The sequence below is a fragment of the Frankia sp. CgKIO3 genome (assembly GCF_977946435.1).
This window is the reverse complement of sequence record NZ_CDWTMO010000110.1, coordinates 1-14423: the sequence shown is the minus strand read 5'-3', so window position 1 is coordinate 14423 and position 14423 is coordinate 1. Positions and strand designations below refer to the sequence as shown.

The window sequence follows — 14423 nt, the reverse complement described above, 5'->3', positions numbered from 1 at the left end:
GGGTGGCCGCGGGTCAGCGCGCGAGGATGCTCAGGATCTCGCTGACCGAACGTCCCCGCGCCGCGAGGGGATAGACGGTGATGGCCAGCCGGATGAGGTTGTCACCCCGGCGGCTGACGCCCGCGGCCGGGACGGGCCAGACCCGGTCCGTCGGGCCGGTCGCCTCCCAGGCTGCCTTGATCGCGGCGAGTGGGCCGGCGACGTCGCCACGCCGCCAGGCGTCGGCGGCCCGGGCGGCGACGTCGATGACGCCGGGACCGGCCGTGGCGACCGCGACCGCCGCCTCGGGACCCGCGGTCAGGATCCACGGCACGAGTCCCGGTGTCGGCTCGATCCGCTGCAGCAGCGAGATCATCGCCTGCGACCGGGGCCCGGTGACAATGGGCGCCGCCGGCGCCCCGTGCCGCGCGACCACGTCCACGGCGCCCGGATGTGCCTGCTCGACGCCGGCCAGGGCCCGGCGGACCGCGGGTTCCAGGTCGAGCGAGGCGAGTGTCACCAGCACGGCCACGGGTATCCGGGCGAGCAGCCCCCCGAGCGGCGCGAGCACCGGCCGGTCGGCCTCGGGTACCCGGCCGAGACACGCGGCCGCGGCAGCGGCCTCGTGTCTCGGCTATGCCGTGCTCCAGAGCCAGGCCGACCACAGCGACCGGGGCGTCCGTGGTAGCGGCGACGGCCAGATCCACCTCGTCCGCGCCCGCGGGCAGCAGGTCGGCGACCGCCAGCAACCAGGCCCGGGCGGGCGGGTCCAACGCGCCCAGCGCCGACACCAGGCGCGGCGCCCCGTGCAGCGCGGCGGCCACCCGCACCAGGCGGGCACCGCAGGTCGCGGCGACGGTAGCCGGGTCGAGCGCGACCAGCGACGCGACCTCCGCCGCGAAGGACGCGGACGAATCGGCAACCCGACCAGGCGAACCAGACGAACCGGATGGACCCGTGGTGGCCGGCCCCGCCGGACCGGTGGTGAGGGGTCCTGTGGGGTCCGGCTCGCCCCGGGCCGCGCGCGCCGCTTCGACGAGCAGCCGGGGCAGCGGCATCGTGCCCCAGTGAGCGGCCAGATAGGGCGCGGAGACACCCTCCAGCGAGGGGGCGCGGACTGCGCCCCGCGGCGCAGGACTCCCTCCGCGATCGCGGTGTCGAGCACGTCGGCCACGTCCTGCCCGGACATCCGGGCGAGCCGGACCAGCCAGTCGCGCGCCGCCCCGATCAGGCTGGCCCTGTTCAGGGTCTCGGCGAGCGGATGGATGCCCCAGCGCCGGGACAGGTACAGCCCGACGACGTCGTCGTCGAACAGGGCCACCGCCCACGCCGACATGCCCGGCCTGCCGAGCAGGTTCTCCTGGAAGGCGGTCTCGATCACCGTCGACGGGTCTGCCGCGACAAGCTCGGCGAACTGCGTGGTCCAGACGATGTCCTCGACGGCGAGGCATCGGACGATCTTCAGCAGGGTGTCGAGCGGCAGGACGCCCCACCGGGATCGCGCGAACGCAACGACGCGCGGATCGACCCACCAGACGGGATCGGGCGGCGGGTCAGCCTGGTGCAGGCCCGCCGTGACGGCCTCGTCGACGAGGTCGCCCGGATTCGCGCCGAGCGCGGCGCCGAAGGAACGCAGCCACTCCAGGTCGCCGTTCACCAGGACCCGGACCGTCGCCATGATGTCCCGCAGCGACCGTTCGTCCCAGCGTGCGGCGACGTAGCCGGCGATCAGCGGCGGCAGCGCCGCGTCCGTCAGCGCGTCCGTCGCCGTGTCCGTCGGCGAAGCCTCGCCGAGGATGCCCTCCGCGACGGCCCGGTCGATCGCGCTGGAGACCGGGACCGCGGCGGCGTCGGCCACCGCGCGCAGCCAGCCGACGCTCGACCGCGTCAGGTCCCGGGCCACGTCGAGCAACGCCACCAACGGCACCGCGGTCCACCGTTCGGTGAGGTAGGAGGCGACGTCCGCCTGGGACCAGTCGGATGGTGACGGTGGCCGCGCCTGGCCGAGCAGGCGCTGGGCAAGTGCCGCGTCGACCACCTCCGACACGGACACCCCGACCGTGACGGCCACCGAGCGGATCCAGAGCAGGTCACCCGCGGCCAGCACCCGCCCGAGCTCGATCAGCTCGGCGAGGCTCGTCGTCTCCCACCGTTCGGCGAGGCACCCGGCGATGTCGGGGTCCCACCGCGACGGCGGCACCGGACCCGGTCCGGCCAGGAGGTTCTCCTCGATCGCCCGGTCCCGCACCTCGTCGGCCGCCAGCCCGCCGGCAGCCGCGAGGGCCGCGCACCAGTCCGGCATCCAGTCCGGCTCAGGGGCGACGACCGGGGTCTCGGCGAACGCGGCCCGCGGGTCCGCGACCGGGGCCGACACGTCCTCGGCGGAGGCGGTCGCGGCGGAGGCGGTCGCGCCCTCCACCGGGCCGCCATCCGGGCCGCCATCCGGGCCGCCGTCGAGCACGAACCGGCGGACCTCGTCCTCGGTGAGTCCGGGCACCGCCTCGGCGCCGGCCCACGCGAGCAGCTCGATCCGGTGGACGATGCCGCTGCCGGGCCGCCCACTCACCGGGCTGGTTCCCCCCCGCAGCACCTCGGGCGTCACCCGGGCACGTTCCGTGAGTTCCCGGATCAGATCGACGGGCAGCAGCGGCGCGCACCGCACCACCGCCGGCGCCGCGCCGGCGACCGCGAGCGAGACAACCGCGTCGCGGTCGAGTCGGGGTGCCCGGGCCAGCACCTGCCCGGTCGCGGCCACCCGTTCGAGGGCCTCGGTCAGCTCGGTCAGGCCGACCGCGGTGATCTGCCAGACGTCACCCCAGCAACCGGTGAGGACACCAGTCGCGGGCAGCGTCTCGGCGAGCAGCATCCGGCGGGTCTCCGGCCGGATCCGCTCCCGCATGACCAGCCGCATCACGTCGATGACGATCCGGCGCTCGGCCGGCAGCGGCCGCAGGACCGCCGCGAGCTCGTCGAGCATCTTCGCGCTGTCCCGGGCCGCCAGGACGCTCTGCTGCTCGGCGAGCTCCGCGGTGACCGTGACAATCAGGTCCGGCCGCCCGGCGAACGCCCGACCGATCTCCTGCAGCATCGTCATGATTGCGCTACGCCCACCGCGTTGCGGGCTGCCGGTGTCGGCCGCGAGGGCACTCTCGTCCGGGTTCACCAGCAGGTGCGCGAAGGCCGCGGCGAACAGCCGCCGGGCCGCGCTCTGCCCCGCCGTCGCTCCGATGCGCCTGCGCAGCCCCTGCAACGAGACGTCATCGACCAGCGGCAGGTCCCTCCAGGCGCGCGGAGCGTGGGCCTGGCCGTCCTCGTCGAGCAGCGGCAGCGCGAACTCCACCGGCTGGCCGGCGCTCGCCAGGGCGTTCGGTTCGGTCAGAGCCGCCGGGTCGACACCGAAGGCGATGATCCGGGCCGGATCGGGCACCGCGCCGTCCGGTGCCCGGTGCGCGGACCGCACGCGTCGCAGCGCAACCAGGGTCCGGGCGAGGTCGTCGGGCGGGCAGAGCAGCCAGCCGGAACCGCCGAGCAGGCCAGCCAGCGGGCTGGACAGGTCCGCGGCCTCGAAGGAGGCCACGCCGACCGCCGCCCGCCCGGACTGCAGGCTCGCCGCGAGGCGCACCGGCTCCGGGTTGACCCGGCGCTCGGCCGTCATGACCTCCGTCCCCGCCGGCGCGAACACTCCCCGCAGGCCCGTGGGATCGCCGCGCGGGGTGAGCGTCTCGTCGAAACGGCGCACCGTCACCGGGCGCTGCTCACCGGCCTGCAGGACGGTGGTGAGATCGACGTCGAACCCGGTGCCGGAACGCGGCACGAAGACCCGGACGCCGTACCTGAGCTTCATCACGACGAACCGGGGGTCGACCCGGTCGACCGTGCCCAGGTACGTGCCGCCGACCAGGCCCCGCTCGAAGCGGGGGTTGCGGTCGCCGAACCCGCCACGGGCCGCGGCGTCGTGATGGTAGGCGATGATGACGTCGGAGGCGGCGAGACCCTCGGTGATCTTCATGCGCCGCGCCGCGGCGGCCAGCGTCGTGAGCTCCTCCCGGAGCCGGCCGGGCTGCAGGTCGACAACCCAGGCGTCGATCCCGCAGCCCCGCAGGTACCGGTCCACCGCCTGCTCGCGCGCCGCCCGCGATCCGCCCGTCACCGCACCGTAGGCGGTCGGCCGGCGGCCGGTGGACAACCACCCGATCAGCCGGGCCAACGCCCGGACCTGCGCTGCCCGCCACTCCTCCAGCGGGGCGTCCGGTGCCGGGATGTCGTCGCCGAGCAGTTCCACCGTGTCCTGGCTACGTTCGGACGCAGGCGGGATCACCCCCCGGGCCGGCGCGTACCCGTGGCGGCCGTACCCGACCAGCCGCAGCGATCCCCGGCAGTGCACGAGATGGTCCGGGCTGAGCTCGATGGGAACGACGCCGAGCTGGGTCGCGGCGTCGTCGAGCAGCGCGCCGAGCGGGGCGAGCATGTCCATGACGTCCGCGGGGGCGGCGAACTCACCGTTCGCGAGCTGCGCGGCCATGCTGTCGTCGCCGCGTTGCCGCTCGAGCGGGTCGGTGAGCGGGCCAGCCGCCCAGCTCGTGATGTAACCCGTGGGCGCCTCGTAACCCGTGGGCGCCCCGTCGGGGCCGTCGACGATATCGAGCAGCAGGGGGGTCAGCGGGTTTCCGAGCGAGAGCAGCTCTATACCGACCCGTAGCGTCGACGGGCCGCCCGCGCCGGCCGTACGCAGGGCGCCGAAGCCCAGCCCGGCGAGGCTGACCAGGCGTACCCGGCAGTCGGCCCCGGCGCCGCGGATCCGCCGGGGCATCTCCCGCCAGGTCCGGCCGCTGCGGCCCACGACCGCCGGACGCTGGTCCGCCGCTTCCCCCGCTTCCGCCGGCGGCGCGCCCGGCGTGGACCGCGCGCCTCCGGTCCGCGCCGGCCGGTGTCCCCGCTGCGCCGACGCTGCGCCGACGCGGCGCCGTCCGGCGGGTCCGGCGGGTCCGGCGGGTCCGGCGGGGAGCGGCTCGGGGTCCGCGAAGTCGTCGAAGTCGTCCGCGGCGGCGGGACCCGCGGTGCCGGCCGGGTACCCGCCACCACCCGAAGACGCCGCGCCGGGCGATCCCGTCCGACCGCCCTGGAAGGCCCCGCCGTTCGAGCCCGCTCCACCGTCGGGCTGGCTCCCCCACGGACTCCGGTTCCACCAGCTCACGGTTGCGGCTCCTCATCCGACAGGACCTCGCGGGCGACCAGCGCGGTGCGCACCGCGGCGATCTCCGCACGTAGCACGGTGGCGGTGCCGAGCCGGAAGCGCGGATCGGCGGGCAGGCAGTCGATGATCAGGCGGATCAGCATGGGGTGCACGCGACGGGCCGCGAGCTCACCCCGCAACTGCCGCAGCTTCTCGTCCCGCGCCTCGGCGTCCGCCTGGGAACCGGCGGCGTCCGCGGCCGACCTGGCCTCGGTCGCCCCGCCGAGCCAGTCGTCCGGGCGGTCACCGGTCAGCGCGAACAGCAGGGTGGCCGCCAGGCAGTGCAGGTCGTACTGCGGGCTGAGCGGCTCGGCTCCCGGCGGGGCATAGCCCGGGGTCGCGGTGGTGGGCATGACCTTGGCCGACGGCTCGACGATCGCCGCCGTCGACAAGTCGACGAGCGAGTACCGAGGTGGGTCACCGGCGGCGAGGATGTTCTCCGGCTTGATGTCGCCGTGGACCCAGTACCCCCTGATCCGTTCCTCATGCTGGTAGAGCCGCTGCGGTCGGATCGTGTGCATCGCCTCCAGCGTGGCGCTGATCTGGTCGGCCAATTCGACGACCTGGCGGGCGCTGAGCGGGCCGGACTCGGTGACCCGGGAGTCGAGCGTGGTGGGCACCATCTGTCCGATGTCACCGATGAACTGCATGACGATGAACGCCTCACGGTTGTACCGCTCGGCCTCCCGCTCGTTGCCCCCGGTCACGAGCGCGTTATGGTCGTGCCGGGTCGGCGAGGGCCCGTAGACGACGTCCACCAGGGCCGGCACCCCATGGGTGATCTCGCCGAGCGCCGCCTGAACGGCGACCGCGTCCTCGACGTCGATCGAGCGCTTCTCGTACTGGGTCCTGGCGTACTCGGGGTTGATGTCGTGGTCGCGGCCGCCCCACCATGCGCCCTTGACGACGACCAGGGCGTTGCTCCACTAGTCCCGGGCGAGCTCGACGTAACCCTGGCCGCCCTCGGCGAGATGACGCACGCAGCGGTACCGGCCACGGCCCCAGGTGCGCGGCACCGACGCGAAGGACGCCCCGTAACGCAACCGTTCGACGATCTCCAGATCGGAGGCGACCGTACTCACCGGCCACCTCCGAGTACCCCACCGCCGCCGGGTCCGCCGCTCCCGAGCACCCCGCCGGCCGGCCAGGGTGCCGTCACACGCACTTCCAGGCCCACGACGTCGCGGACCAGCCAGACCGGCTCCTCGCCGTCCCACCTCTCGGCGACACCCGGCGTCAGCCGCCGGGAACCCAGCCAGGAGCCGTTCGTCGACAGATCGGTGAGCGTCACCGTCCCGTCGCGCTCGTTGCCGACCATCAGATGGCGCCGCGAGACCCGGCCGGCGGCGTCGACCTGAAGCCGGTCGCAGACGTCGACGACGATCAGGTCGTCCGCCGTCCGCTGCACGGCGTTCGGTTGCCGTCCCAGCACGATGCGTTCGCCGGGTCCCACGTTCGGGATGCCGCCCAAGGACGACCGTGGTGCCCACCTCCAACGTCACGAGACGATGGGTGCCGCCACCCTCGATCTGCAGCACGACCGGACCCGCCACCACCCTGGGACCCCACCCGGCGCCGGACGGCACGGGCAGGCCGACGATGGTCGGCGCCCCCGCGGTGCCCGAGGGCGGGATGTAGGCGGGAGCATCGAAGATCGTGGCGGCGTCCGCGAGCGCATCCCCGAACGCGTCCGCCAGGATCCTGCGGCCCCCCTCCCCGGGTTCGCCAGGGCCCGCCTGCCGGTCCGGGGCATCCAGGTCCAGGGGCTCGGTCGCTCCCCGGGGAGCCGGCGCGTCCCGCGGCGCCGGGGTCTCGGGCGCCGCCGCGCCCGAGGCGTCCCCGGCCGCCTGCCCGGTATCCGTCTCGATCTCCTGGACCGGGCGTCGGCACAGCGGACAGACCAGCCGGGCGCCCTGGCCGTGCCCCGCCACGCGCATCGGTGGCGACACGAGCGGCCCCAGCCGGGCGTTCACGCAGTCGGGGGTCACGCAGCGATAGGCGTTGGCGCGGGCGGCGGCGACGACCTCCGGCCGCCCCCGCAGGCCCGACGCCTTCACCTCGTCCTGCCGTGCGGCCCGCTCCCAGGTGGCGGTGTCGATCCGGTTCATCGCCCGGCGGACCAGTTTCACGTTCTCGCCCGCCGGGGCTGCGGGTAGCACCTTCCATCCGAAGAAGGTCGAGGCGTCGCCCTGGATCCACGCGTGGGCGTCGATGTTGCGTTTGCCGTAGAAGTTGTCCTTGCTGACGACCTTCCCCCCGACGGCCCTCGCCTCCTCGAGCAGGATGTCATCGGCCTCGGCCGCCCAGACCAGGGCGCCGTCACGGTAGTACCGCTGCAGTGGGGCGAGGTCGTCGAGCAGGCCGCGCAGGCTGTTGTCGGCCACATAGCGAAAGGTCGCGTCGGCGCCGAAGGCACGGCGGGCGGCGGCCTCCACGGCGAACAGCCGCGCGGGCAGCGGGCGCCGTGCGCGCAGCCGAGACCGATCTGCGCGAAGCTGCCCGGCGAACCGTCCCGGGTGATGTTACTGACGTCGAACAGCACCGTCGTCGAGGACATGGGACTCCTACCGGTTGTCAGCTGTTGCCGAGAACGTCGTCGAGACGCCGACGGGACACCGCCCCGCCGTGTGGCCGGCCGGGCACCGGGCCCGCCTCGACGAGATCACGGGTCCGGGTCCTGGTGCGGGTCGCCCGGACCCGGGCTCCCGACACCGCATCGGCCGGCGCGACACCCTGGCCGAGGGCCCGTAGCGTCGCGTTGTAGTGGTCGGCCAGATCGTCGAATCCACGGTCCGCCGCCCACAGCGCCGCGTTCCGGAACAACTCGGTGACGCTTTCCCGGGAATGGGCGAAGCTGGCCCGCTTCGCGATCTCCTCGTCGAACTCCGCGATGCTCTCCTCGTGTTCGAGGGAGGATTCCGCGTCCGGGAAGACATCCGCCTCGACGGTGACCCGGAAGCGCTGCGCGGCCTGCGGGTCGGCCCGGCTGTCCACGGCCAGCCGCCGTCCACCGGCGATCACCCCGCCGCGGGCCTGAAGAATCGTGTGCGCGCCGAGCGGTGTGTCCGGAGCGCGCAGCCGGAGCAGGAAGACCGGACGGTCCTCGCCGGTACTCACGGCGGGCAGCGGCAGCCGCAGCTCGGTGCCGCGCGAGGTCGGTGGCGGCACCTTCATGAGGTGACGCTGCGGTTTGATCCGCCGCAGCGCCTCCACCGTCCAGCCGGGTCGGATCAGGACCCGCAGCTCACCGCGCCCCGCGGCCGCGCCGACCACCGGTTCGATCAGCGACGAGACGATCGCGTCGATCCGGTCGACGTCCTCGGCCGCCGCCCAGACGTGCTGCGTCTGGCCGCACACCCCGACCATCTCGGCAAGCGCCTCGTCCCGGGCGTCGACGCCGATGCCCAGCGCGTCCGTCCCGATGCCCTGGTCGCGGAGCCCGGCGACGATGTGGGCGAGCTGCTCGGGCTGCCAGCGGCCGATGTTGGCCTCGCCGTCGGTGATGAGCAAGACCCGGTAGACGTCCGCGTCCGGCGCCTGCGCGAGCAGCTCCCGCCCGGCGACGGTGAGCGCGTCGCCGATGTTGGTATAGGAGTCCGCGTCGCTGTTCGTGGGGCCGTCGACGGCCGGCAGGCGGTCGGGCCGGCGTCCGGCACTGATCACTCGTGCCTCACGGGCGAAGCGCACCAGCACGAGCGGACAGCCGTCGGGCAGCAGGCCGTGCACGCGTTCCAGGACCCGCTGCGCGAGCTCCCACTTGCTGACCGCGTCCGGCGCCGCTGGATGCAGCATCGACAGGGATGCGTCGACCGCGACAGCGACTGCCACCTCCCGCCGGCCCCGCGGCGGATCGGCCACGCTGATCGTCAGCCGGAGCACCCCACCCGGCTTCGTGACACCCCGGTCCATCCGGCCCTCGACGCCGAGCCGGTCCCTGTCGTTCATCGGTTTCCTTTCTCCCCGTGAATGTGCGGCTCCCCGTGGATGCGCGTGCCGGCGCCGCGGGACTCGCCGACGCCGGTGAGCATCGCCCGCTGGCGCGGTCTGGTCCGGGTGGCGACCACCTTCTCCCGGGCGGAGCGGATCGCGATCACCGCGACGGTGGCGTTGTCGTGCCCACCGAGGTCCTCCGCCCGACGGCAGAGCAACGAGGCCAGTTCGGCGGGGGTGCGGGCGACCGAGGCGAGGTCCTCCAGCACGTCGCAGAACCTCCAGTCGGCCACGCCCGGAATGTCCTCGGCGGTGTCGACGCCCGCCTCGCACGCCCCGTCGGTGGCGAGGATCAGCAGGTCGCCGTCGGCGAGCTGCACCCTTCTGGTCGCCACCGCGGTCGCGCTGCGCCGTCCGGACGCTCTCGGTCACGATGCCGCGCTCCTCGGGCGTGGGAGCCTGGCCGGCGACGATCGCCTCGGCAACCACGCTGTGCTCGCTGGACAGCCGGGTGGCCGCGAAGCCGTCGCCGCAGCGGCGCAGCAGATAGGCACGGCAGTCCCCGACGGTCGCGATGTCGGCGCGACCGCGGGAGATCGAGGCGAGCACCGCCACCGCGGCGGCCCGGCGGCTCAGCGGCGCGGGCGGCGGCGGCGGCAGCGCGACGTCCAGCAGCAGCCGCTCCGGTTCGGTCTCGCCGTCCTTCCACCGGCGGCGGAATGCCGCGAGCAGCGCCCGCGCCGCCCACCGTCCCGAACCGTCACCGGGACCGGTAATGCCGTCGAGCACCGCGCAGGCGGTGGTCGTGCCGTCCGACGGGTCCTCGACCTTCGCCCAGCCGACCGCGTCCTCGTTGTCGCCTTCCGGGTTGCCGCCCGCCTTACGCCAGCCCGTCACGCTCTCGCACGCGACGACGGTCGTCAGCCGCTCGTTGCGCGCGGGGAAGACGAAGGGTGCGATCCTCGACGCCAGCGCACCGGCTCCGGCCGCCCGGCGACCATGCTCGGAATGTAGGCAGGCCCGCAGCGCGGCGTCGGCGCCGGGCAGCCACTCGCCGGCGGCGAGCCCGGCCATCGCCAGCATCGAGGCGTCCCGGTTACTCCACTCGCCGGTCAGCGCCTTGAACAGCACTACGGCGAACAGGCGAAGGTCACGGGCGGGACCACATTCCCCCGCCGGAGTGACGAACCAGGGGTCGACGGGGTCGTGCCTGCCCGCGTCCAGCAAATCGCAGACGGCCAGGGTGAGGCTCTGCCCGGTCCACCTGAAGCTCCACGGCGCAAGAAGCCCCACGCCCTGCTGATGGAACGGTTCGAGGCTGCGGCCGATCTCGACGAAGGCGCGCGGCAGGGCGGCCGCGGAGACCGCGGGAGCATCGGCGGAATAGCTGTCGAGCAGATCAACCAGCGGCAGTCCCGGAAGTTCCGGCCAGCTCAGCTCGACCCGCGCAGGCATGATCAGTTCGGCGCTCGCCGTGGGCAAGGCGACGCGGGGTGGGGCATGGCGTGAGGAGACCGCGCTGGCCCCCTCGTCCACGTCGGCGTCCGCGTCCACGTCGGCGTCCACGTCGTCGGCGGCTGCGGCGTCCACGTCCACGTCGGTGTCCACGTCGGCGTCCACGTCCACGTCCACGTCGTCGGCGACGTCCACGTCCGTGTCCACGTCCGCGTCGTCGGCGGCTGCGGCGTCTTCCAGCTCGTCGCTGTCGTCCTGCCCGGCCGCCGGCTCGTCCGGGCCTCCGAGCTCGTTCGCCTCCTGCGCTCCGGGTGAACCGGTCACCGCCCCGGAAGGATCAATCCCGGCGACGTCACCATCGATGGCGCGCGAGCCGTCCAGGACGCCGCAGCCCGGGACATCGGAGGAGTCCCCGCCCACGACCACTGTGATCACTGCCGGAACCGGGTCGCCCGGCGAAACCACAGGTCCGTCCGGGCCGGTCAACGGTGCTTCCCGATCACATCTGCCGGGGCGTGGGATGCGGGCATCCCGACGCTACCGTCCGAATCATCCAGACGATCAGCGTCCATGGTCGTGGCAACGGCGACGTGCACGACGGTCCCCCCTTCCTCCCGCAAGATTGCGAAGGATCTGCAGTATGCCTGTCCGCGCGATATGACGGTATCGCTCGGCCTCGTCAGGTAAAGGACAGCAATAACCGACATCTATCGGTCTGGTCGTCATCGGCGGCTTCTGCGACGGTCGGTGGCAACGGCCTACTACCTTCCGGAGGCACCGTGCCCGAGTTCAACTCCCGCCGCGCTCAGCGCCAGGTCCCGGCCAGGCGGAGCAACCCACTGCAGAAACTTGCCCGTGACCGGGCCCGGCAGGCCCGCCGACGCACTCGGCACGATCAGCCGCTGCCGGACTACCTCGCCCGCTACGCGTCCGGACCGGACGGACATCCCCGATCGGTATCGACTACGACGAGCAAGCCGCGACCGAGCGGGAATTCCCTCAAGCACCTGCGGCCGGTTCCGTGGACGTCGCTGGGGCCCGCGATGGTCCTCGATGCCCGCGTCGACTTCTCGGACTGTGCCGGCTACAAGCGGCGCCCGGTGGTCGCGGTGCGGGTGGAGAACGGCGTCATCCTGGCCTTCCCGATTACCACTCAGGTACGTCGGCTCAGCTGGGTTTGCGGACGCCTGCTCGCCTTCCCGCGGGAGGCCGGTCTGCGCGAAGCCCAATCCGTGATCCTGTGGCGCCCGGTGGCGATCGAACGCTCCGACGTGATCCGGGTTCTCGGTCGTCTCATCGGCTCCGACCTCGAAGAGTTTCAGATTCACGCGCGGGCGGTGCGCGGGGCCGACGGCAGCAACGCCTGACCCACACCGGTATCCGGGCACGGACGAGATCGCCGGGGAAGCGGCGACCGGAGGGGCCGAAACCACCCTGCGGAAAGGTACCGTTACACTCGCTCGCCATGCGGCTGCGGTTCCTCGTCGACGATCGGGTCGAATTCGACCAGCTGTGCGTCGGCGCCGCCCCGGACGACGTCTGTGACGAGGCCGCGTCGCACCGGCATCTGTCCGCCGGCCCGCCGGACCGGAAACTCTCCCGCCGGGCCGCCCGTGTGTCCGCCGCGCCGGGCGGCGGCTGGAATGTGGAAATCGCGAACCTGAACCAGGCCGATGTCCGGAACTGGGGGCAGCCGACGTATCCCGTCGAGCAGGGCGGGCTGGTGTCGGTGACCGACCGGCCGACCGCGATCTGGCTGCGCGGTACTCCGCAGCGCAGCTACCTGCTGTTATGCGAGCCGGAGCCGACCGGCGTCCGCCGGATCGCCCGCGATCATCGAGTGACGGAGAGCAACGAGGTCGATCGCCTCTCCGAGAAGGAGACCGAGGCGATCCGCGTGGTCTTCGAGCAGCATCTACGGTGGCCGCCCCTGCGTAACCCGGATCCACGTCCCAAGAAATCCGCCGCCGACCGGCTGGGGATCAAGCAGACCTCGCTCAACGACCGGTTGGCGGGCGCGCTGGAGAAGGCGAGGCGGGTCGGCTACCAGCCACCGGGCGGACAGGTCGCCCCGACCCGCGACGCCGACTGGGTGTACTGGCTCGTCGGCATCGGTGCGCTGGACTTCGAGATGCACGCGGGAATCGGCTGACCGTCCCGATCATCGAACGGCGGCTGGCCGATCGAGCGGAGCCGAGTCAGGCGGACCCGGGGGTACCTTCCAGTCCCAGGCGAGCCAGTCCCGGGCGAGCAGGTTCCGGGCTTCGACGAGGACCTCGTCCACGGATACATCCGCGACGAACGACGGGTTGTGGGGGCATCGCCCGTGCGCCTGACTCGCCCCACATTCCGGGCAGGTCGTCTGAAAAGACGTGGCGATGCGGTGGCGGGCCCGTTCCAGCGGCCCAACGTTGATCACATTGCCGCACCAGAAGACGCCGACGGTCGGAATACCGAGTGCACCGGCGAGGTGCCGCGGCCCCGAGTCGTTACCGATCATCAGGTCGGCGGTGGCGAGAATCCCCACCAGGCCGGGCAGGCAGAGGCGGCCGGCCAGGTTCACCACGGGCCCCGACACGCCCGCCGCGAGCCGTTCAGCGAGGGCTCGCTCGGCCGCTACACCGACGATCATGATGCGAGCGCCGTCCGCCGCGAGCGCGTTCGCGACTCCGGCGAACCGGTCGACGGGCCAGCGCCGACGCGGATCGCTCGCGCCGGGATGCAGAACAACCAGCGGGGCGGCCCCGGCCGTGACCTCGGCGCCCGCCGTGGCTTCGGCAGCTGCCATGGCCTCGGCGGCCGCCCGGCGATCGTCGGCCGTCACGGTCAATCCGGGGTTCAGGGTGACGGGGGAAGCCCCGACGAGTCCCACGATCTCCAGGTTGCGCAACGTCTCGTGTTGCAGATGCCGGAACGGAACGGACCGGACCGGTGCAGCGACGGCGCTCCCACGTCCCGGCCACCGGCGGTGAACCGCGCGCCCAAGGCGTGCACCAGCGGGGTGGAATGGGCGCCCCCACCGTGCAGCTGCAGCGCCAGGTCGTAGCGGGCCACCCGGTGGCGCCGGACGAACGCGCGCACGGCGCCGTCGCGCACCCCGCCGTCGCGCACGCGATCCGTTCGCACCTCGTCGTCGGCTCGAGTGCCATCCGTCCGTAGGTCGTCGGTGGTGGCGGAGGTCGGGGCCGTACCGGTCGGCGAGGGTCCTTGCGTGCTGGTGGACACGCCGGGCCAGGGCAGGATGGCCGCCACCTCGTCCCAGGGTCCCGAGCGGCCCGCCAACAGCTCGACGTGCCAGGGCAGACCGAGGTACACCAGATGCGCGTCCGGATAGGCCGCCCGCAGCGCCTCCAACGCCGGCAGCGCCAACACGAAGTCGCCGAGCCCGCTGGCCCGCAGCACCGCGATCCGGCGCACGCCCTCCAGCGGCTCCCGGACGAACGGCCCGAACCCGGCCCGTTGGCACCCGTCCTTCTCGGCCATGTCGTTCCCCCTCGCCCGCGTCCTAACTCTCTACCCTTGCGCCCCTACGCCGGCGTTCTTCCCGTCCGCGCTTTCTCCCGATCCGGATATTCCTCGTCGGACGCTTCGACCCCGCCCGGCGCTGTCGAGATTCTCCGGATGCGTCGCATGAGCCGAAGATTCGCCTGCCGCTCGGCGAGCCCCCGATCACCCGATCGGGGGCTGTCCGGCCCCGCGAGACGCGACCATGGAGATGTGGTGATCTCGGTGGAGCGGCGGGTAGCGGTGGCGACGGGTCCGGACTATCTGGAACTGCACGTCGAAGAGCTACGGCCGGAGGGTTTCCCACCCGACGATCCCCCAC

Annotated in this window: 9 protein-coding genes; 2 read left to right on the top strand and 7 right to left on the bottom strand. The window is 73.4% G+C overall.

Features of this window, described 5'->3' with window-relative positions:
- Positions 1-13: 13 nt before the first annotated feature.
- From AC08OJ_RS13290 to AC08OJ_RS13270, 5 genes are all read right to left on the bottom strand, one after another.
- Positions 14-550, bottom strand: coding sequence for a hypothetical protein (locus tag AC08OJ_RS13290; protein WP_476594215.1), 537 nt, complete (start codon positions 548-550; stop codon positions 14-16).
- A 63-nt stretch (positions 551-613) separates the two neighbouring features.
- Positions 614-5173, bottom strand: coding sequence for a hypothetical protein (locus AC08OJ_RS13285; protein ID WP_476595881.1), 4560 nt, complete (start codon positions 5171-5173; stop codon positions 614-616).
- On the bottom strand, positions 5170-5982 hold the full coding sequence (locus AC08OJ_RS13280) for a protein kinase domain-containing protein (protein WP_476595880.1): 813 nt from the start codon (positions 5980-5982) through the stop codon (positions 5170-5172). The genes AC08OJ_RS13285 and AC08OJ_RS13280 overlap by 4 nt, the downstream gene beginning before the upstream one ends.
- Positions 5983-6138: 156 nt before the next feature.
- Entirely contained in the window at positions 6139-7647 is a 1509-nt protein-coding gene (locus AC08OJ_RS13275; RefSeq protein WP_476595879.1) for a hypothetical protein, read from the bottom strand.
- A gap of 139 nt (positions 7648-7786) precedes the next feature.
- On the bottom strand, positions 7787-11032 hold the full coding sequence (locus AC08OJ_RS13270) for a hypothetical protein (protein ID WP_476595878.1): 3246 nt from the start codon (positions 11030-11032) through the stop codon (positions 7787-7789).
- 608 nt (positions 11033-11640) lie between these two features.
- Here AC08OJ_RS13270 and AC08OJ_RS13265 point away from each other — a divergent pair.
- Both AC08OJ_RS13265 and AC08OJ_RS13260 read left to right on the top strand, forming a co-directional pair.
- The gene (locus AC08OJ_RS13265) at positions 11641-11964 is read left to right on the top strand and encodes a hypothetical protein (RefSeq protein ID WP_476595877.1); all 324 of its coding nucleotides are present in this window, start codon (positions 11641-11643) and stop codon (positions 11962-11964) included.
- 98 nt (positions 11965-12062) lie between these two features.
- Entirely contained in the window at positions 12063-12749 is a 687-nt protein-coding gene (locus AC08OJ_RS13260; protein ID WP_476593801.1) for a hypothetical protein, read from the top strand.
- A gap of 9 nt (positions 12750-12758) precedes the next feature.
- Here the strand turns inward: AC08OJ_RS13260 and AC08OJ_RS13255 are convergent, their stop codons facing one another.
- Positions 12759-13421 (bottom strand): glycosyltransferase family 9 protein, encoded by a 663-nt coding sequence (locus AC08OJ_RS13255; RefSeq protein WP_476595876.1) that lies wholly within the window; start codon positions 13419-13421, stop codon positions 12759-12761.
- 14 nt (positions 13422-13435) lie between these two features.
- Positions 13436-14080: a glycosyltransferase family 9 protein gene (locus AC08OJ_RS13250; RefSeq protein WP_476595875.1), complete on the bottom strand. Its 645-nt coding sequence runs from the start codon at positions 14078-14080 to the stop codon at positions 13436-13438.
- Positions 14081-14423 lie beyond the last annotated feature (343 nt).

Excerpts from the sequence above, each read along its gene's own strand:
- AC08OJ_RS13265 (WP_476595877.1), top strand. The coding sequence starts at position 11,641 with ATGGTCCTCGATGCCCGCGTCGACTTCTCGGACTGTGCCGGCTACAAG.
- AC08OJ_RS13260 (WP_476593801.1), top strand. The coding sequence starts at position 12,063 with ATGCGGCTGCGGTTCCTCGTCGACGATCGGGTCGAATTCGACCAGCTG.
- AC08OJ_RS13250 (WP_476595875.1), bottom strand. The coding sequence starts at position 14,080 with ATGGCCGAGAAGGACGGGTGCCAACGGGCCGGGTTCGGGCCGTTCGTC.